Here is a 20249-nt window from a genome sequence, read left to right as displayed (position 1 = left end):
AAAGTACATAATTTTTCAGAGATTAGGTGATTTGTTTCTTTCTTATTTCTTATTGTCCAGATATTCCTTTTTGAACATATCGACAAATAACAAGAACAGCGATAATATAAGCGGTCCGAAGATGACTCCCATGAATCCGAACAACGGTAATCCGATGACTACACCGAAGATTGTAATAAGCGGATGGGTGTCTGCCATTTTCTTCTGTAAGATAAAGCGTATCAGGTTGTCACATTGCGAAACGACAATTCCTCCGTAAGCTGCCAGTCCGATGGCGTTTGCCCATTCACCGGTCAGTGCAAGGTAGGCAGCCACCGGAAACCAGACGAGAGCAGTCCCCACCATCGGGATGATTGTAGCAAAACAAGTCAGAACACCCACTAACCAGGCATTCGGTGCTCCGAAGATAAAGTAGCCGATCAGTGCGACTCCTCCCTGAATAACGGCAAGTAAGGGAATGCCGATGGCATTGGAGCGGACAATCATGTTGATATTGTGTGTTACCTCCCGGGTGTTTTTCTCATTGAAAGGTAGGATGTCGTCAATATAGGACTCCATTTTGGTTCCTCCTATCAGCATGAAATAAAGTACAAAGACCAGAACAAACAGATTGATTGCAAAGCTGCTGATACCTCCCATGACTGCCTGTCCTATTTTGGGGAGCAGAGAAACGATGAACGAAAGTGTGTCACTGCCCAGTACGTCATATCCTGTTTTCGCCTTGATGATCCCTGCCAATTCTTCAACAGGGGCAATAATGGCCTGTGGGTCCAGATTGATGTCCTGCAACTTGTTGACCAGCATCCATACAATCAGAGAAATAGGTACCAGGAAGCACAGGATGGCTTCACCTGTAATCAGCAGGGCTGCGAAACTTCGTTTCATTCGTGCACCGAGATACATCATTTGTCGTCGGACCAGGATATAGATGGTGAGTGCTCCCAATAATCCGCCGAGGAAAGGGGTAATTTGCCGGAACAAGATGATGCCCAGCCCGATGATGATGATAATCAAAGAATATTTCCAATATTTTTCTTTCATAATAAATAAAAAGGAGAGTAGAGATTCCTCTCTATTTATAACATTACACCTACTAAAATGTTTCAGTCCTGAGGCAGGTCGATACTGAAAATTGTTTGTCCCGGACGACTTTTACGGATCGATAAGTGTCCGTTGTGTTGTCGGATGATCTGCTTGCAGAGACTGAGTCCTATTCCGCTTCCCTCCGCTTTTGTGGTAAAGAAAGGAATGAAGATCTGCTCACGTATTTCTTCCGGGATGCCGGGACCATTGTCTTCTATTTCTATCAGCAGACGGTCTGCCTGTTGCAGGCGGAGGATGATTCTGCCTTCCGTCTGTCCTTCGAGAGCCTGCATCGCATTCTTCAGTAAGTTGAGGAATACTTGTGACAGCTGGTTTGCGTCGCCGTCGGTTTCTATCGAATCCGGTGTGGATTGTAACACGAAGTGAATGCCACGTTCGCGGAAATCACTTTGCAACAGTTCTTCCAGGTTATGCAACATATCGGTCAGTGAGAAACGTTTCTTTTCCGGGTGAGGGAGGTAGGACAGATGCCGGAATGATTCCGTGAATTCCATCAGCCGTTCGCTTTGTGTTTGGATAATCCGTAGTCCGCGGGCTGACTTTTCGTTGATATCCGGATATGCGGATAAAGTTTGTGAGAGTGAAATGATCGGTGCAATCGTGTTCATGATTTCATGGGTCAGCACATGTGTCAGTTTGCTCCACGATTCACTCTCCTTATCACTCAGCTCGTCACCGATATCTTTGATGGATAAGATGGTTATGGTTTCACCTTCCAGGATCATCTCTTTTCGGGATATGCTGAGGCTGTCGCGAATGCCGGTTGCATTCAGCAGTTGTGCCAGTTGCATTTCGGTGTAAAGACGGTTGCACTTCAGCAGAGAGAAGGCAGCACTGTTGGCAGTGATGATTCGGCCCGAAGCATCCCAGGCAAGCACGCCGCTGGGCACTTCTTCAAGTAACGATCGGTAGAAGTGCTCCTGTTTCTGGTTTTCGCCTTTGGTACGGGCAAGCAGGTCGTTGAGCCGGTTGAGCGAACGGTTCAGTTGTTCCTGTTCTTTGCTGACATTCACTTCCGGGAAGTAGAGCATATTGTCTTTATCCTGCACTGCATCGAAGAACAATTTGATTTTTCGGTTGAATGTATTTAGCCGCCGGGTCAGTGCACCGATCTGAAAAAGAGAACATAGCAACAATATACTGCCGATGATGTATCCGGTGCTGGATAAGATCAGCCATAGTCCGGCACCCGCCGTAGCGAGTATCAGTACGATGTGGAGCAGTATAATGAAATAGATGCGTCGGCTGAATATCATCGGGGTCAGAGTTTGAATCGTTTGAGCTTGTTATACAACGTTTGCCGGCTCACGCCCAGTTGCTCGGCAGCGGCAGTCAGGTTACCGTTGTTTTGCAGGATGGCAGTTTCGATGGCTTGCCGTTCCACCTCTTCCAGATTGGGAACGGTGACTGCTGCCTGTGGCTGCCAGGTCTGTTTCACCAAGATATCTTTAGGGCGGATCACGCTGCCCTCACACAAGATGACCGCTTTCTCGATGGTATGCTGCAACTCCCGGATATTGCCCGGCCAGTGATACCCGCGCAGTTTTTCAACAGTCTGTTCGTGCATCCGTATTTCCTGACGTTGATATTTGGAAGCGAATTTACGTAAGAAACCGTCGATAAAGAGCAAAATGTCGTCTCCCCGCTCACGCAAGGGAGGCAGTTCCAGGTGGATGGTGTTGATGCGGTAGAACAAGTCTTCACGAAACATCCCCTCTTTTACCATTGCGGGTATGTCCTTGTTTGTTGCCGAAATCAGGCGGATATCTACCGGGATCACTTTGTTGCTTCCCAACCGCATCACATTGCGGCTTTGGAGTACCGTGAGCAACTTGGCCTGGAGCGACAGGGGCAGGTTGCCTATTTCGTCCATAAACAGTGAACTTCCGTCGGCGGCCTCAAACTTTCCCCGGCGGCTTTCGTAAGCATCGGTGAAAGCCCCCCGTTCGTGCCCGAACAGTTCACTCTCGAACAGTGATTCGCTGATCGCTCCCATGTCTACGTTCAGCATCGGGCGTGCACCGCGAGGTGAAAGGCGGTGAATCTCCCGTGCCAATATCTCTTTACCGGTTCCGTTTTCTCCTGTTATCAGGATGTTGGCATCTGTCCGTGCCACTTTAGATACTACTTTCATCAGTTGCAGCATGGCAGGCGAATGTCCAACCAGCATTTCGAACCCTTCTTTTTTGTTTTCCTTTGTCTGCCGTTCCGAAGGTTTCATGTTATTGCGGTAGGCTTCCGTCACTTTATCGATCAGGGCCTGATTATCCCATGGCTTCAGGAGGAAGTCGGCAGCTCCGTTTTTGAGTGCTTTTACGGCAAGTTCCACGTCTCCGTAAGCAGTCAGCATCACTACGGGCAGAGTAGGAGCCATCTTCCGGATATGTCCCAGCCAATACAGCCCTTCGTTGCCATTATTGATGCCTGCCGAGAAGTTCATATCCAGGATGACCACGTCGATGCGGTGGGTCGTCAGCAGGGCAGTGATCTGATTCGGGTTCGAAGCCGTCAGTATCTTGCAGAAGTAGTTTTCAAGCAAAAGTTCGAGTGAAGCCAACACCCCTTTGTTATCGTCTACAATCAGAATAGTTCCCGTGTTCATGATATCTCCTTTTGATTCGCTTCCTGTTTTTAAGTTCGTGGTAAAGATATTTGTTTTTGTAACTCCCTGCAAGAGAGTGTCCAATAATTAGACGTTTTCGAATTGAGAATTTATATGGGAAGGGGATGTGGGGACAAATCCGGGGAATGTTGACGTCAACCGTCCAATATCTGTACGCAGTAGCGTCCAAATATTGGACGGTATCTTTCTATTGATAAGTCTATGTGGTTGAATTTTAGTTGTTTATTCTTTTTGGCACACTCTTTGCCCAGATGGTTTATATGAAACATCTTATATCACTTTGTACTTTATTTCTTTTTTCCGCTCTTTTGTCTGCACAGACAGAGAGATCGCTCGACGAATGTATTCGTATCGCATGGAAACAGAATCCGTCTTTGCGGAATAGCGAGATAGATATCAAGGAAAACCGGATGAACTATATCTCTGCCGTGGGGAGTTTCCTTCCCCGCGTCAGTGTATCGGCCGAAGCCGGACGAAACTTCGGACATTCCATCGATCCGAGCACCAACGGATATACCAATAATACGTTCGATGAAGGAACCGTGGGGTTGGACATGACGCTTTCTCTTTTCGAAGGTTTCACCCGCATCAACCGGGTACGTTTTGAGAAGATGAACCGCAGCCGGAGTGAATGGGCTTTGAAGGAACGGCGCAACGAACTTGCTTGCCGGGTGACGGATGCCTATTATAAACTCCTGCTTGAAGAGCGGATGCTCGATCTGGCTTTTGAGCAGAGCCGGCTAAGCGAACGTTATCTCAAACAAACCGAAGCTTTTGTAGAACTGGGTTTGAAGTCGGTTTCCGACTTACAGGAAGTCAAAGCCCGTCGCGAGGGTGATATTTACCGTTACCAGGTGCGTGAGAACGGTTGCCGCCTGGCATTGCTCCAACTGAAACAATTGTTGAACCTGCATGCCGGGGATACGTTGGTACTTCAGGATACAATCAACTACGAATCTCTTCCGCCTTGTTCGCTGCCCCAGACAGATGAGCTCTATATGCAATCTCTGGTAGCAATGCCTTCGATGCGGATGATGGAACTCAGGCAGCGGGCCGCCCGTAAAGAGTATGCCATGGCGGGCGGTAAGTTCTCGCCGACGGTTTTTGCCCGTTTCTCAATGGCCTCCCGTTATCTCGACGGTTTTTCTACCAAACAGCTGAACGACAATTTAGGAAAGTATATCGGTGTCGGCATTTCCATCCCTTTATTGAGCGGGTTGGAACGACTGACCACCCTGCGCAAACACAAGTTGAATATATTCCGTCTCCGGAATGAGGAAGAACTTCAAAAACAACAACTCTATACAGAGGTGGAGGAAACGGTTCTTTCTCTCCGTTCCGGATATGATGAATTCCGGCAGGTATTGCAGCAGTTCAGGGCCGAAGAACTGGTACTGAAAGAATCCGAACGAAAATGGGAAGAGGGGCTTATCTCCGTATTCCAGCTGATGGAAGCCCGCAATCGCTTTATCTCTGCCAAGGCCGAGTTGACCCGGGTGCGCTTACAGGTGGATATGACCCGGAAGATGGAAACTTATTATCGGACGGGAAGCTTTTGTACGTTGCCCGGTGAGAAGTGATATACGGGGTATGTGACCGGTACACCGTTCCTTTACGACCTGACGGGATAATCTTATAAACAAACGTGAATCATACATAAAACAATAACTATCTATGGATACAATGATCGAACGGAAGCCCGGAATGAAGCGAAAACATTATTATGCTATTGCCGGAGCCGTGGCACTGGTGGGACTTATCTTTTATTTTATTTTCAGGGACACTTCCTCTTCTATGAGTGTAGAAAAAGACCGGCTGACCATTGCTACTGTTACCCGCGGAGAGTTCAGTGATTACATCCGGGTCATCGGACAAGTGATGCCCAACCGCATCATCTATATGGATGCGGTAGAGGGAGGCCGTGTCGAGGAGCGCCTGAAAGAAGAGGGGGCCATCGTCAAAGCAGGCGACGTCATTCTCCGTCTCAGCAATCCGCTCCTGAACATCGGGATCATGCAAAGCGAAGCCGATCTCGCCTACCAGGAAAACGAGTTGCGTAACACCCGCATCAGTATGGAACAGGAGCGCTTGCAGCTGAAGCAGGAGCGCATCGGGCTGAGTAAGGAACTGGCTGTGAAGCAGCGTCGTTACGACCAGTACAGCCGCCTTATCAAAGAGCAATTGATAGCACAGGAGGATTTCCGACTGGCACGTGAAGAGTATGAGGCGGCACAGGCACAACTGGATGTTGTGGACGAACGTATCCGCCAGGACAATATTTTCAGGGAGAGCCAGATCCATAGTCTCGATGAAAACATTCGTAATATGAAGCGCAGTCTTGCCCTGGTACGTGAACGGGTGGAAAACCTGAAAGTAAAAGCTCCCATAGACGGACAGGTGGGGAACCTCGATGCTCAGATCGGCCAGTCCATTGCTGCCGGCGAGCATATCGGACAGATCATTACGCCCGATCTGAAAGTGCAGGCACAGATTGATGAGCATTATGTGGAACGGGTGATTCCCGGACTTCCGGCTGATTTTACCCGTGACGGAGGAAACTATAAACTCGAGGTGACCAAACCCTATCCCGAGGTAAAGGAGGGCCAGTTCCGCACCGACCTTCAATTTACTTCCGGACGTCCCGAGAACATCCGTGCCGGACAGACTTATCACATCAATCTCCAGTTGGGAGATCCTGCCCAGGCCATTCTTGTTCCTCGTGGCGGATTCTTTCAAATAACCGGGGGCCGCTGGATGTATGTTGTTGACGAAAGTGGTAATTTTGCCACGCGCCGTCCCATCCGGATCGGACGGCAGAACCCGCAATATTATGAAGTGACTGAGGGATTGAAACCGGGCGACCGGGTGATTGTATCCGGATATGAATTGTTTGGGGATAACGAGAAACTTATATTGAAATAAGAACCGAATACTATGAACTACATTTCGCAAGTGATACGAAGCCAGCGGGTTAAAAAGTCTCTGACGCTGATAAACATAACAGGGTTGTCGGTCTGCATTGCGGCGGCACTTCTTATTATGCTTTATGTCTGGTCGGAGTTAAGTTATGATTCATTTCATGATACCGACCGTGTGTATCGTGTTGAAAGCAGACTGTATGAGGGCGAGATGCTGACGGATAATTGGGCGACTACGGCTTATGGGCATGCTCCTGCCATGAACAGGGAAATAGCGGGAATTGAGAAGTACGTCCGTGTTACGGCTCAGGATCGCGAGCAGGTGGTGAATTACTTCGACAGGAGATTTGCCGAGGAACATTACTGCTATACCGAGCCTGCCTTTTTCGAAATATTTAACTTCCCCATAGTTAAAGGAGAAAAGACCGGGCAACTGGTGCGCCCTAATACGGTGGTACTGACTGAAAGCGCTGCAAGCCGCTATTTTGGTGAAGAAGACCCGATAGGCAAGATACTGACCTTCAGTACCTCTTCATCACAGCAAAACTTTGAAGTAACGGGCATTATTGCCGATATGCCTGTCCGTTCGCACCTGCATTACGATTTCCTGCTTTCCTACAATACGATTCCCAAGGAACGGCAGGACATCTGGTACATTCACGGTGTATATACTTACGTCCGCCTGATGCCCGGAAAGACTCCGGGAGAAATTGAACAGGCTTTCCGTGACATATCCGACAAGTACAAGACTGATGCACTGAAACATAAAACCTGGGCTGTAGAACTGATCCCGTTGAAAGACATTCACCTTACTCCTCAAAAAGCATACGAGAAAGAGGTGAAAGGAAGCCGGACGGCAGTTCTTATTTTGTTCGTAATGTCCGCCATTCTGCTGCTGATAGGTTGGGCAAATGCCTTGAACCTGACCGTAGCCCGCTTTTTGGAGCGTGGACGGGAGTTCGGGCTCCGTAAAGCTTTTGGTGCTTCGCGCCGTCAGATTATTATCCAGGGACTTCTTGAGTCCGGTTTCATGAACTTGCTGGCTACGTTGATAGCTTTCGGCTGGTTGGAACTCCTCTTGCCTCTTGTCTATCGCTGGGCAGGGCAAAGCTTCGGGACAGACATACTTATGCAACCCGCTTTCTGGGGGATTGTAGCCGGAGTGGTTATCATCGGTACGTTGGTTGTAGGGCTTTATCCTTCCTGGCTGATGGTCACTATCCGTCCGTCGGAGATTATGCGCGGTAAACTGTTGCACGGAAAGAGAGGCAACCGGATCAGAAAGGCGTTGATTGTTGTTCAGTTCCTGGCTTCTTTTGTTCTGATTGCAGGTACGTTTACTGTGTTTCAACAGGTCCGTTACATGCAGCGTGAGGCCGAATCGGATCTGAATACCCGCATTCTGGTCATTAAATATCCTTCGTTCACCGAGGGACTGTCGCTGCGCATGGAGAGTTTCACCAAACGTTTGAAGCAACGGGCGGATGTAAGTCACGTGACAGTTTCGGGAGCTGTTCCCGGTGTGGAAGTTGCCAACTATTTTACCAATCGGCCGTATGGAAGCGATCCCTCACAAGTAAAATTGATACAGATGTTTTCTGTAGACTACGACTATTTGTCTGCCTATATGCCTCGTATGATTTGCGGACGAAGTTTTTCCGAAGATTATGGTGGCGATCTTAACCGGGTGGTGCTTAACGAAGAAGCTGTCAGGCTGTTGGGCTACGAATCGGCAGAAGCGGCGTTGGGGCAACAACTTAAAATGGAAGTGGTTAGTGACCCGCTTGAGATAATAGGAGTGGTGGAGAACTACCACCAGCAATCGCTTGCCGTGGCTTACAAGCCTATCATTTTCTTTTTGAAAGAGCGTGTTCCTTTTATTGCAACGCCTTATATTTCTGTCTGTCTGAAAGGAAAGGGGGATGCCGGCGTCTTGACGGAAATTGAACAGATGTATCGTGAATACTTCCCGACTTCTTTATTTTCTTATTTCTTTTTGAATGATTTTAATGAATTCCTATACAAATCCGATCGTAATTTTGGCTGGATATTTGCCAGCGCCTCATTGCTTGCCGTATTTGTTGCTTGCCTTGGATTGTGGATTGTAACCCTGTTTTCCACCTTGTCACGTTTGAAGGAGGTGGGTATCCGCAAAGTGCTCGGCGCAAATAAAACCAGCCTGTTCTTTGTCCTGACCAAAGAACTGTTGTTGCTTACCGTATTGGCATCTGCAATCGGTATTCCTGTATCGGCAGTGCTGATGAATGCTTGGCTGGAAACGTATGCTTTCCACATTTCGCTGTCCTGGTGGATATATGCAGCCACTTTTGTACTGCTGATGCTGATAGCCTTTCTCACTGTGCTCCAACAGGTATGGCGTACCATCCGCCAGAAACCTATGCGCATTTTAAAATATGAATAACTAATATAATATATAACGATTATGATTAAAACAGAAAAACTGTCTATGCTCTTCACCACCGAGGAGGTGCAGACCAAAGCGTTGAATGAAGTGACTATGCAAGTGGAGCGGGGAGAATTTGTAGCTATCATGGGCCCTTCCGGGTGTGGCAAGTCTACTCTGCTGAATATCCTGGGTACACTCGATTCACCCACTTCCGGCTCTTACTTCTTCGAAGGCAAACAGGTGGATAAGATGAACGAGAACCAACTGACGGCTCTGCGTAAGGGAAATCTGGGATTTATTTTCCAGAGTTTCAACCTGATTGACGAACTGACCGTATACGAGAATGTGGAGCTTCCTCTGGTATATCTGGGCATGAAACCTGCCATACGGAAAGAAAAGGTGAAACAGGTACTTGAGAAAGTAAATTTGTTGCACCGTGCCAATCATTTTCCGCAACAGCTTTCCGGTGGACAACAACAGCGCGTCGCCATAGCCCGTGCCGTGGTGACGGACTGTAAATTGTTGCTTGCCGATGAACCGACCGGAAACCTCGACTCGGTAAACGGTGTGGAAGTGATGGAGCTACTACGGGAACTGAACCGTCAGGGGACTACCATCATCATCGTTACTCACTCGCAGCGTGATGCGACTTATGCCCACCGGATTATCCGCCTGCTCGATGGGAAGATCGTAGCCGAGAATATCAACCGTCCGTTGGTCGAAACTTCCGGGACTAATACAGAGAGCGTATGATAGGGAATTATTGGAATAGTGCCTATCGTAACCTGATGAAACGGAAGGGATTCAGTTTCATCAATGTTTTCGGATTGGCAGTCGGCATGGCATCTGCCTTGCTGATATTGACTTATGTCACTTTTGAGTTCAGTTTCGACAAGATGCACGAGAAGTACGAACGCATTTTCCGTGTGGAAAGCACTTTCTATGAAGGCGAAGTACAGACCGACTATTGGGCCAGCAGTTCGTTTGGTTATGGTTCGGCCATGAAAGAGAATCTGGCCGGAATTGAAGACTATACGCGGGTGGTCTCCTTGTATCAGCCGGAACAGATTGTGAAGTATGGTGAACTTACTTTACGTGAAAACCAGATTGCTTATGCCGATCCCAGCTTCTTCCGTTTGTTCGACTTTGAGTTGGTGAAAGGAGATAAGGCCACTTGCCTCTCCATGCCCCGGCAGGTGGTCATCACCGAACGGATTGCCCGTAAATATTTTCAGGATGAAGATCCAATCGGTAAGATACTTATCTTTACTGGACCTTATGACAAGGTGGTTTGCGAAGTGACCGGTGTTATGAAAGAGATGCCTTCCAATTCACATGTCCATTACAATTTCCTGATTTCCTATAAATCGCTCGGACAGTATTTGCATGATTATTGGTATAAGCACGAGGTCTATACTTACGTATTACTCGATTCTCCCGAAAGGAAGGCAGAAATAGAAGAAGCGTTTCCGGCAATGGCGGAGAAATATAAGACGGACGAGGCTTTGAAGAACAAAATCTGGGGCGTTTCACTGACTCCATTGGCCGATATCCATCTCAAACCCCAAGTGGGATACGAGGCCGAGATCAAGGGAAACCGCACGGCGATGATTGCCCTGATTTTTGCTGCCATAGCCATTCTGGCAATTGCCTGGATCAATTATATCAACCTGACCGTAGCCCGTTCGATGGAACGTGCCAAGGAAGTAGGGGTACGCCGGGTGATAGGAGCTTTCCGCAAACAGCTTATTTCACAGTTCTTGTTTGAGGCTTTGGTGATGAACCTGGTTGCTTTTGTGCTGGCTGTGGGGCTGATTGAACTGGTTCTCCCGTATTTCAATCAGTTGGTAAGCCGTACGGTTACCTTCTCTGTCTGGCTGACCGGATATTGGTGGTTGTTACTGTTGTTCGTGTTAGTTGGCGGTATTTTCCTTTCCGGTTATTATCCTGCGCTGGCACTGCTGAATCGTAAACCGATTACGTTGCTGAAGGGAAAGTTCCTCAACAGTAAGTCGGGAGAAGGCACTCGCAAAGTGCTCGTGGTTGTTCAGTATACAGCTTCCATGATTCTGCTGTGCGGTACATTGATTGTGTTTGCGCAGTTGAACTTCATGCGCAGTCAGTCGTTGGGAGTGAAGACGGACCAGACCCTGGTGGTGAAATTCCCCGGACGGACCGAAGGGATGAATACCAAACTCGAAGCCATGAAGAAAGCTATTGCCCGTCTGCCTTTGGTGGATAAGGTCACTTTTTCTGGTGCGGTTCCGGGTGAGGAGGTGGCTACTTTCTTATCCAATCGCCGGAAAAGCGACGCTTTGAAGCAAAACCGGCTCTATGAAATGCTGGTGTGTGACCCGGACTACATCGATGCTTACGGACTTCAGCTTGTGGCTGGACGCGGGTTCTCTGAGGATTATGGAGACGACGTGAATAAGTTGGTGGTCAACGAGTCTGCTGTCCGTAACTTAGGATTTGCTTCTAACGAAGAGGCTCTCGGCGAAGAGATAGAGGTGGAGTGTACCGATTCTCCGATGCAGATCATCGGCGTGGTGAAGGATTATCACCAGCAGGCACTCAATAAAAATTATACGCCGATTATGTTGATTCATAAAGATAAAATCGACTGGTTGCCGCAACGGTATATCTCTGTTGTGATGAAGTCCGGCGACCCGAAGGAGCTGGTGTCACAGGTTGAGGAGATCTGGCATCGCTATTTCGAAGATTCCAGTTACGACTTCTTCTTCCTCGACCAGTTCTTCGATCATCAGTATCGGCAGGATGAGGTGTTCGGTGTCATGATCGGCTGTTTTACAGGTCTGGCTATTTTCATTTCTTGTTTGGGATTGTGGGTACTGGTAATGTTTTCGTGCTCGACGCGTACCAAGGAGATGGGAATCCGGAAAGTATTGGGGGCTACCCGTTGGAATCTGTTCTATCAACTGGGTAAAGGCTTCTTCCAATTAATTCTGGTAGCAGTAGTCATTGCGCTGCCCGTCGCCTGGTTCAGCATGAATGCCTGGTTGAGTCATTATGCTTTCCGCACGGACCTGAAAGCATGGTTCTTTATAATTCCGGTAGTGTTGATGCTGCTGATTTCGTTTGTGACAGTAGCCTGCCAGACAGTGAAGATTATAGTGGGGAAACCGGCACGTTCATTACGATATGAGTAACCTGACGCAATAGATACGAATACGATTCACCACAGAGTACACGGAGTACACAGAGATTAAAAACTCTATGCTCTCTGTGTACTCTGTAGTGAATTAAAAGTCATTGCAAAATCAGTTGGTTTTATTTCTCCGATTCCTGAGCGGAGCGATAATTCCTTTATTGCTGTGTATGGTTCTCTTCACCCCAATGAGTTTTCGCTTCCAGTTCTTCACGGTCACGCACCTCTTTTGCTTTTTTTGCATAAACAATCATTCGCAGAGACTGGTCGTAAGTGAAGTAATTCCATACCCAGTTAAGCAATACGTTTGCTTTGTTTCGGACTCCCAGGATGGAACGTAAGTGAACAACCAGCCACATCACCCAAGCCAGCCATCCGGCGGTTTTGAAACTGCTGAACTCTGCTACGGCACGGTTGCGTCCTACGGTTGCCATCGATCCCAGGTTGCGGTAATGGAACGGTTGCATCGGTTTTCCTTTTTCCAGTCTTTGCAGGTTTTTGGCAAGCAGCTCTCCTTGTTGGATGGCTACTTGTGCCAGTTGCGGGTGTCCGTTGGGATAGTTCTTGTCCGTGGTCTGGATACACTGGTCGCCGATTGCGAAAATATGCTCAGTTCCCTGTACACGGTTAAATTCGTCTACCTTGATTCTTCTTCCCCGTCCCAGTAACTCTCCGCTGATATTGCCAAAGGTGATGGCTGCCACACCACTCACCCAGATGAAGGTGCGTGTCGCTATCTCTGTACCGTCTTCCAACACCACTTTATGATCTTTGTAGTCCGTCACCCGCTTGTTCAGCAGGATATTGACTCCCATCTCACGTAGGAACTGTTCGGCATGACGCGATGAATCTTCGGACATTCCGGCCAACAGTCTGTCTCCCGCTTCAATCAGATAGACGTGCATCAGGCTGCTGGGCATATCCGGATAATCATTGGGGAGTACGAACTTTTTCATTTCCGAAAGTACTCCGGCTATCTCCACTCCCGTGGCTCCCCCGCCCACTACGACAACATTAAGCAACTCCTGTCGCTCACGTTCTGTGGCGCAGGTGATTGACCGTTCAAAGTTTGCCAGCAGAGCATTTCTCAATCCCATGGCTTCCGAAACGGTTTTCATAGGCATGGCTTCTTCTTCGATGTGCTCGTTGCCGAAGAAGTTCGAAGTAGTGCCGGCTGCCAATACCAGGTAATCATATTCTGCTTTACCGATGGAAGTCTGGATCATCTTTTTCTCGGGGAAAATGGCCCGTACCTCTGCCATGCGGAAGTAAAAGTCTTTTCGCTTCTGAAAAATCTTCCGGAAAGGGAAGGAGATAGAGCTGGGTTCAAGTCCGGCGGATGCGACCTGATAAATCAGGGGAGGAAACTGATGATAATTGTTCTTGTCTACTAAAACAACCTGAAAGCCAGATTTCTTTAGCTTGTTGGCCAACTTGAGACCACCGAAGCCACCACCTACGATGATGACACGCTTCTTGTCGTTTTTTACAATGTTGAAACTCATACTGAAAACTTCTATTTAACCTGATGTGTCTAAAAACTAATGTCATGGAATAAACATTTATCATCGGTATAAAGTTTCCGTAAACAGCAATTAAAATACACAGATTAAGAGATTACACAAAGATATAACAGCCGGGGTTGCTTATCCGTGAATTGTCTGTTTGTGTAATCCGTTAATCTGTGGTGAAAGAGATTTTGCAATCGTGTACCGTGGCATTTATAATTCCGGTACTGTCCTGAATTTAGTTTCCGGGAAATGCTTCTTCAGATACCGTTGGATAAATAGCCGTGTATCCTCCTGTATAGTCCGGTCTTCGACTGTGGGATAGAGGTTGTATAACACCGTATCCAGTTCGATGCCCCGGCTTTTGATAGCTTCCAGACTGAGGAGAGTATGGTTGATGCTGCCTAACTTGCCCGAAGTGACAAAAAGCAACGGATAACCCTTTTGCGCTACATAGTCGATGGTCAGGAACTCTTCGGTGAGTGGAACCATCAGTCCGCCGGCACCTTCGAGCAGGACGATGTCGTAACGGTGGCTCAACTCTTCTGTGGCACGTTCTATCTTGTCGAAATCGATAGGCCGTCCGTCGATACGTGAGGCGAGATGTGGGGAACAAGGATAAGAAAAGATTTCAGGCATGGTCAATCCTTCCCGGTCGTCATCGGTAAGGGCAATGTTCATGATGCGGCGGTGCAGGTCGATATCTTCCGAATGACCGGTATTTCCGGTCTGGATAAACTTTTGGGTAATGGTACGTTGGCCTTTCCGGTTCAATTCCCGTGCCAGATAACCTGTGGCATAACTCTTGCCTGCATCTGTGTCGATGCCGCTGATAAAATACACATTCTTTTTCATACTTCTTATGTTTGAGACCCGCAGGTCGTTATTATCTCTTTTTCGCAATGATATAAATGGGATGATAGGTCAGTGAAACAGAGCCTTTACCGGGGCTGAACAGACGCTCATATTCCTGACAGAAGAGGTTCAGTTTGCTCCGGGTCCAGGCGCTGTTACAGGTACCCGTCACTCCGGTTTGTTTCAGGTGATAAAGTACTTCCATCGGATTGCTGAAATTCAGTGAGATGATTTCTTCTTCCGTATGTACGATGTCGTATAGTGCCGAGAGCGAAGCAGTCAGTTCTTCTCTCGAACGGTAGGCGAGTCCCTGTCCGGTCAGTTGACGGATCTCTTTCATGTTTTCTTTCCCGAATGTACTGAAGGCGATGTATCCCTTTGCATTCAAGATGTTTTCGCATTTGCGGAAAAAAGCGTCGGGATGCTCAAACCATTGCAGGACGGAACACGAGGTGATTAGTTCCGTTCCGTGGGGAAAAGCAAGTGCTTCGGCATCTCCGGGCAGGAAAGAAACCTGTTCGTTCAGGATATCTTCGCAACTGTGGCGCATCTCTTCACAGAGATCATTCAGTAGTAAGCGTTCCGGACGAAACGAACGGAGCAACAAACGCGAGTAAGTACCCGTGCCACAACCGAACTCTACGATGCGGCGGAAAGATTGCCGGGGGAGGTGCTGCTGTAACAGGGTACACATTTTCCGGGCAATCTGCTGTTGCACGCGGGCTTCGTGAGGATAGGTATCGATTGCTTTCGAGAAGCGTTGGGCGATCAGTTGTTTGGAAAAGGGAATAATGGGAGAGAGGTTCTCTTTCAATATCTTATCGTCATAATGTGCTCCTTCATATCGTTGTATTTCAGTGCAATGCCCTTCCCACGCCTGTTCCTGATTCCGGGACGGAAAGATATGGTCTGATTCTCCGATAATCGCTTTATTCCAGACAAAGGCGGATGGGGGCAGTTCGTTGCATTGCCTGTGGATGGCGGCCAGTTCCTCTTTCAGTTCCTCAACCGTTCTTTGGGGAGCTATCTCGCAGAAAGCCTTAAAGTCACTTCCCGAACCGCACATCCGCCGGCGAAACTTCTGTAGCGTTGCTTCGCTGAGGTTGCTGAGTGTGCCCTCAAAAATGACGGGGGGGATTCCTCTTGCGTCATCGATGGGGAAAGGGGTACCGTTGATGGCAATGCTTTGCGTTATGGGGAGGTTACTGCCTTGCAGCACTTGTGAAGCAGCCCATACTCCCATTGACCAGGCTACAACCTGTATTTGGGTATATGTGGAGAGCAACGTCTTGTCAAAGTCAAGGGAACGGTAATCATAGCAGATAATCAAGTCTCTATGTTGCGGGAGATAATGTATGAAGGGAGTTTCGTCCATTCCCCATCCGGTAAAGAAGAGAATGACTTCACTCCCGGTCTCTCTCCCGGGGAGAGGAGAGTTCTGAGAATATTTTGATTGATATAGTCTTTTAAGTATCATAGCTTTATTGTTTATCGTTCACAGTTTATCATTCATCGTTTACAGTTCATCGATTATCATTTACTGTTGATATGAGTTTTTCGACTTCCTCATCCGTCACGTCTGCGGTCAGTGAAAAGCGGATGCGGGAAGTACCTTCCGGTACTGTAGGCGGACGTACAGGTAATGCGTAGAATCCTTTGCGTTGTAACTCTTTCGCTATCTGTAAGGCAGTTGCGCTTTCACCCGCTACCATAGGCACGATCTGACTGACTGAAGCGGAAGAATAACCTTTCTCCCGGAGCGCAGCCCGCAAACGGTTGCCGATGGCCGCTAAGTGTTCCCTCTTTGCCTGATATCCGGCCAAATGGCGGAGTACGAATGAAGTCCATTGCAGGGTGACGGGCGGAAGGCCGGTGGTGAAGATGAAAGGACGCATTTTGTTAATCAGATAATCCCGTATTACTTGCCCGCACACGATATATGCCCCAGAGGAAGCCAGCGCTTTCCCGAAAGTACCTACCAGAAAGTCGATATCCGCTATGCATCCGTAAGCTTCGGCACATCCCAGTCCACCGGTCCCCCGAACCCCGACAGCATGGGCTTCGTCCACGTAGAGCAGTATGTTCGGGTACTTTTGTTTGAGCTTGACCAGCCGGGGCAGGTCTGCTTCGTCTCCATCCATACTGAAGATGCTTTCGGTAACGATTATCACCTGTTCGTATTGTTTGTGGTGGGTTTCCACTAACCTTTCCAATTGGCTGTATTCATTGTGCCGGTAGCGGATACATTTGGCCTCCGATAGCCGGATACCGTCTATCAGGCTGGCATGTACCAGTTTGTCCGCAAGGATCAGTGTCTTTGTGTTGCATACGGCCGGCAGAATACCTGTATTGGCATGATATCCGCAGTTGAATACCAATGCTGCTTCTGTTCCGAAAAGTGAAGACAAGAGATCTTCCAGTTCACCGTATGCGGCAAAATTACCGGTAAGCAGACGGGAGGAAGAGGAAGAGAATTTAACTTCTTCCGGTTTTACTGTCTGCCAGAAAGCATTTAGTAAGACAGTATCATTGGCCAGTCCCAAGTAATCGTTGGACGATAGGTTTAGCATCCGTTGCCCGTTAATGATGACCTCTTTGCCTTGATGAATCAGGGTAGGGAGGATACGGAAATTATTCTGTTCTTTGAGAAGTTTCAACTCCTCAAAGAAACGGACGGATTCATAGCCTTCCGTTTCTTGATTATAGTTCATGATTGTAATGTTTTTGAGTTTAATTCACCACGGAGGACACAGAGGGCACAGAGTTTTAATCTCTTGTTTATATGGATGTTTAAGAGAAAGATATTCTCTGTGTCCTCTGTGTCCTCTGTGGTGAATCGTATTCGTTTAGAGACAGGTGGAGCCGTCGGTTATACATTCTATCATTCCTTCCGTCAGTTTCGTCAACTGTTCGGATGTAATGATAAACGGGGGCATTACATATACCAGTTTACCAAACGGACGCAGCCAGATCCCTTCTTCTACAAAACGGCGTTGGAGGTGTGCCATGTTCACCGGTTCTTTCATTTCGATCACTCCGATGGCACCCAATACCCGTACGTCCGCCACTTGAGGAAGATTACGTGCCGGAGCCAGTTCACGGTTTAGTTGCGCTTCGATCCGTTTTACGTTTTCTTGCCAGCCGGATTCCAGAAGCAGCCGTACCGATGCACACGCCACGGCACATGCCAGAGGATTTCCCATAAACGTAGGCCCGTGCATGAAGGCACCCGGGAAATGGTTGGAGATGCAGTCTGCTACTTCGTTGGTGGTCAGTACTGCCGACAGGGTCATGTATCCTCCTGTCAGGGCTTTTCCGATGCACATGATGTCCGGCTCTACTCCGGCATGTTCCCAGGCGAAGAATTTTCCGGTACGCCCGAATCCGGTCGCTATTTCGTCAAAGATCAACAATACCCCATGCTGTCGGCAGAGGTGTGCAGCTTGCCGCAGGTATTCCGGATGATAGAACCGCATGCCTCCCGCACCTTGTACAATTGGCTCGAGAATGAAAGCTGCCAATTTTCCGGACTGCTTTTCCAGCAGTTGTTCCAGCGGACGGATGTCTTCCGGATCCCATTCGTCTCCGAACCGTGAAGTAGGGGCGGGGAGGAAATGGCGGATAGGGAGTGCCGAACCGAAAATACTATGCATTCCCGTTACCGGATCGCATACCGACATGGCATTCCAGGTATCTCCGTGGTAGCCGTTGCGGATGGTGACGAAATTACTTTTTTCCGGTTGTCCGGCTGCATACCAATACTGTACGGCCATTTTCATTGCTACTTCAACTGCTACCGAACCTGAATCGGCATAGAATATCTTTTGCATGGAAGGCGGAACCAGCGGCAGCAACAGTTTGCCCAGTTCGATAGCCGGATCGTGCGTAAGGCCGCCGAACATGACGTGAGACATCTTGCTGAGTTGCTCTTGTGCTGCCCGGTTCAATGCCGGATGATTGTATCCGTGGACCGCACACCACCACGATGACATACCTTCGATCAGTGTCTGCCCGCTTGCTAATGTGATGGTGACACCGTCAGCCCGTTTCACTTTATAGACCGGAAGTGGATTGGAAGTCGAAGTATACGGGTGCCATAAGTGTTCGCGGTCGAACTGTGAGTCGGCAAAATGGTAGCCTTCCGAAAGAATCATCTCTTTGTCATCCGATACTTTAGAGCCAAGAGTAGTCAGCAAATCTCCCACAATGGCGGAGTTAATGCCGATATAGAGCGATTTCCGGACAGCTTCGGGCGTTAACTGCGAACGTCCTCCGGCAAAGCGCAGGTAGGCTGTAGGATTTATGAAACGGAAAAGGGCAACTGTTGTCAGTACCTCTTCTTCGCTGAGCGGTGACTGATGTTCGAGCGGAGTGCCCGGTATGGGTTGCAGCAAGTTGATCGGGATGGATTGAATGTCGAGCTCGCGGAGCGTGAAGGCAAACTCGATTCGTTGTTCCACGGTTTCGCCCATACCGATGATACCTCCGCAACAAAGGTCCATTCCCACCCGTCGTGCGGCATGCAGGGTCTTCAGTTTCTGCTCCTGTGTATGTGTGGTGCAGAGTGAGTCGAAATGTGAAGGAGCAGTCTCAAGGTTACAGTGATACCGGGTGACTCCGGCATTGTACAGTGCCTGTAATTCTTCTTCGTCCAATAGTCCCAGTGAGGCGCATAGCCGGATAGACGAGTGACGTCGCATCCGTCGTGCGGCTACACAAAGTTCCTTCATGTTTTTAGGCGAAGGTTTCCGACCACTGGTCACCAGTGAAAAACGATTGATTCCTTGCGCCTCGTTGTATTTGGCTTGACGCAGACACTCTTCCGCACTCACCAGATCGTATACATCTGCCTTCGTCTTGTAGTGGGACGACTGTGCACACCATTTGCAGTTTTCGGGGCAGCGTCCCGAACGGGCATTGATGATGGAACACATGTCGAACTCCTGTGAAGCGCAGAAACGGGTGATTTCGTGCGCTGCATCGTACAACTCTTCTTTTCGGGGAAATTGTGCCAGCCATTCGGCCTGCTCACGGCTGATCGCCGTTCCCTGTAATACTTGGTTTTTGATTTCTTCAATGGTCATAGGATGGGGAATTAAAAAAGAGGTTGCCGGTCCCATTTGGATGGGAGGCAACCTCTTTATATAAAATGTATAAAACGGATGTCGCAACAGCCTGCTGTGCGGCACCTGAATAAGAATATTTCAAAGATTGAAATGGAATGAAAAGAAAGAGTAAGGGTGTGGGAGACAGTACGGTACTCTCCCAATCTTCTTCCGGGACAGAATCTTCTGTTTCACGTTGCGGGTCAATTCCTTCCGCATGTGGAGTCTGTTGCTTACACAACGCACATTCCGTGACATTCTTTCTCAATTGTCCGATGGTGACACACAATCCCAAAGTGGCGAATATGGCATAGGCTTTCCGGCTCCACTGGCGGAAGCGGATGAACGAATGCGATATATACCTTTCTTTTTTCATAAGCTATATGGGGAATATCATGTTACCGGACGGGGCAAAGCTACAAAGAATCCGCGGAATGACCAAGGGATCGTATCGGTTTGCGGGTAGATATTTGTTGGAAAGATTACTGCTTGTTGATATTCTTCGCATGTTTTCCGGGACTGCCGTGCGTGTTGCTTCCCGGATATCATGACCTCCCAGA

Annotated in this window: 14 protein-coding genes; 5 read left to right on the top strand and 9 right to left on the bottom strand. The window is 48.4% G+C overall.

Annotated features, from left to right (window positions below; translation table 11 throughout):
• Positions 1-42: 42 nt before the first annotated feature.
• The 3 genes from KO473_RS03265 to KO473_RS03255 all read right to left on the bottom strand — a co-directional run bounded on the left by KO473_RS03265 (position 43) and on the right by KO473_RS03255 (position 3706).
• Positions 43-1041 (bottom strand): AI-2E family transporter, encoded by a 999-nt coding sequence (locus KO473_RS03265; RefSeq protein WP_005809158.1) that lies wholly within the window; start codon positions 1039-1041, stop codon positions 43-45.
• Positions 1042-1103: 62 nt separating this feature from the next.
• Positions 1104-2360 (bottom strand): PAS domain-containing sensor histidine kinase, encoded by a 1257-nt coding sequence (locus KO473_RS03260; protein WP_005819240.1) that lies wholly within the window; start codon positions 2358-2360, stop codon positions 1104-1106.
• A 5-nt stretch (positions 2361-2365) separates the two neighbouring features.
• Positions 2366-3706: a sigma-54 dependent transcriptional regulator gene (locus KO473_RS03255; protein ID WP_032531853.1), complete on the bottom strand. Its 1341-nt coding sequence runs from the start codon at positions 3704-3706 to the stop codon at positions 2366-2368.
• Between the two features lie 281 nt (positions 3707-3987).
• Between KO473_RS03255 and KO473_RS03250 the strand changes: the two genes are divergently transcribed.
• The 5 genes from KO473_RS03250 (at position 3988) to KO473_RS03230 (ending at position 12222) form a co-directional block, all read left to right on the top strand.
• Positions 3988-5307 (top strand): TolC family protein, encoded by a 1320-nt coding sequence (locus KO473_RS03250; RefSeq protein WP_032531924.1) that lies wholly within the window; start codon positions 3988-3990, stop codon positions 5305-5307.
• Positions 5308-5401: 94 nt separating this feature from the next.
• On the top strand, positions 5402-6649 hold the full coding sequence (locus tag KO473_RS03245) for an efflux RND transporter periplasmic adaptor subunit (RefSeq protein ID WP_005819244.1): 1248 nt from the start codon (positions 5402-5404) through the stop codon (positions 6647-6649).
• 12 nt (positions 6650-6661) lie between these two features.
• A complete protein-coding gene (locus KO473_RS03240) occupies positions 6662-9067 on the top strand; it encodes an ABC transporter permease (protein ID WP_005819246.1) in 2406 nt (801 codons plus the stop codon).
• Positions 9068-9088: 21 nt separating this feature from the next.
• Positions 9089-9805, top strand: a complete 717-nt coding sequence (locus KO473_RS03235; protein ID WP_005819248.1) for an ABC transporter ATP-binding protein — start codon at positions 9089-9091, stop codon at positions 9803-9805.
• Positions 9802-12222 (top strand): ABC transporter permease, encoded by a 2421-nt coding sequence (locus tag KO473_RS03230; protein WP_005819250.1) that lies wholly within the window; start codon positions 9802-9804, stop codon positions 12220-12222. Before KO473_RS03235 ends, KO473_RS03230 begins: the two co-directional genes overlap by 4 nt.
• 157 nt (positions 12223-12379) lie before the next feature.
• On the opposite strand, the gene KO473_RS03225 is transcribed toward KO473_RS03230, so the two are convergent.
• From KO473_RS03225 to KO473_RS03200, 6 genes are all read right to left on the bottom strand, one after another.
• A complete protein-coding gene (locus tag KO473_RS03225; protein ID WP_005819251.1) occupies positions 12380-13726 on the bottom strand; it encodes an NAD(P)/FAD-dependent oxidoreductase in 1347 nt (448 codons plus the stop codon).
• Positions 13727-13942: 216 nt separating this feature from the next.
• The gene (gene bioD / locus KO473_RS03220; RefSeq protein ID WP_005819252.1) at positions 13943-14584 is read right to left on the bottom strand and encodes a dethiobiotin synthase; all 642 of its coding nucleotides are present in this window, start codon (positions 14582-14584) and stop codon (positions 13943-13945) included.
• 31 nt (positions 14585-14615) lie between these two features.
• The gene (gene bioC / locus KO473_RS03215; RefSeq protein WP_122130505.1) at positions 14616-16061 is read right to left on the bottom strand and encodes a malonyl-ACP O-methyltransferase BioC; all 1446 of its coding nucleotides are present in this window, start codon (positions 16059-16061) and stop codon (positions 14616-14618) included.
• Between the two features lie 46 nt (positions 16062-16107).
• The gene (locus KO473_RS03210; RefSeq protein ID WP_005819256.1) at positions 16108-17295 is read right to left on the bottom strand and encodes an 8-amino-7-oxononanoate synthase; all 1188 of its coding nucleotides are present in this window, start codon (positions 17293-17295) and stop codon (positions 16108-16110) included.
• 135 nt (positions 17296-17430) lie between these two features.
• Positions 17431-19668 carry an adenosylmethionine--8-amino-7-oxononanoate transaminase gene (gene bioA, locus KO473_RS03205; protein ID WP_122130506.1) on the bottom strand — a complete coding sequence of 746 codons (2238 nt, stop codon included), beginning with the start codon at positions 19666-19668 and terminating at the stop codon, positions 17431-17433.
• Positions 19658-20065: a hypothetical protein gene (locus tag KO473_RS03200; RefSeq protein ID WP_005809130.1), complete on the bottom strand. Its 408-nt coding sequence runs from the start codon at positions 20063-20065 to the stop codon at positions 19658-19660. Before KO473_RS03200 ends, bioA begins: the two co-directional genes overlap by 11 nt.
• Positions 20066-20249 lie beyond the last annotated feature (184 nt).

The organism is Bacteroides sp. HF-4919, from assembly GCF_018860125.1.
Note: the sequence above shows the minus strand (reverse complement) of the source record. Positions and strands in the feature narration are given on the sequence as shown.

Excerpts from the sequence above, each read along its gene's own strand:
- KO473_RS03255 (WP_032531853.1), bottom strand. The coding sequence starts at position 3,706 with ATGAACACGGGAACTATTCTGATTGTAGACGATAACAAAGGGGTGTTG.
- KO473_RS03245 (WP_005819244.1), top strand. The coding sequence starts at position 5,402 with ATGGATACAATGATCGAACGGAAGCCCGGAATGAAGCGAAAACATTAT.
- KO473_RS03240 (WP_005819246.1), top strand. The coding sequence starts at position 6,662 with ATGAACTACATTTCGCAAGTGATACGAAGCCAGCGGGTTAAAAAGTCT.
- KO473_RS03225 (WP_005819251.1), bottom strand. The coding sequence starts at position 13,726 with ATGAGTTTCAACATTGTAAAAAACGACAAGAAGCGTGTCATCATCGTA.
- bioC (WP_122130505.1), bottom strand. The coding sequence starts at position 16,061 with ATGATACTTAAAAGACTATATCAATCAAAATATTCTCAGAACTCTCCT.
- KO473_RS03260 (WP_005819240.1), bottom strand. The coding sequence starts at position 2,360 with ATGATATTCAGCCGACGCATCTATTTCATTATACTGCTCCACATCGTA.
- bioA (WP_122130506.1), bottom strand. The coding sequence starts at position 19,668 with ATGACCATTGAAGAAATCAAAAACCAAGTATTACAGGGAACGGCGATC.
- KO473_RS03210 (WP_005819256.1), bottom strand. The coding sequence starts at position 17,295 with ATGAACTATAATCAAGAAACGGAAGGCTATGAATCCGTCCGTTTCTTT.
- bioD (WP_005819252.1), bottom strand. The coding sequence starts at position 14,584 with ATGAAAAAGAATGTGTATTTTATCAGCGGCATCGACACAGATGCAGGC.
- KO473_RS03250 (WP_032531924.1), top strand. The coding sequence starts at position 3,988 with ATGAAACATCTTATATCACTTTGTACTTTATTTCTTTTTTCCGCTCTT.
- KO473_RS03265 (WP_005809158.1), bottom strand. The coding sequence starts at position 1,041 with ATGAAAGAAAAATATTGGAAATATTCTTTGATTATCATCATCATCGGG.
- KO473_RS03230 (WP_005819250.1), top strand. The coding sequence starts at position 9,802 with ATGATAGGGAATTATTGGAATAGTGCCTATCGTAACCTGATGAAACGG.
- KO473_RS03200 (WP_005809130.1), bottom strand. The coding sequence starts at position 20,065 with ATGAAAAAAGAAAGGTATATATCGCATTCGTTCATCCGCTTCCGCCAG.
- KO473_RS03235 (WP_005819248.1), top strand. The coding sequence starts at position 9,089 with ATGATTAAAACAGAAAAACTGTCTATGCTCTTCACCACCGAGGAGGTG.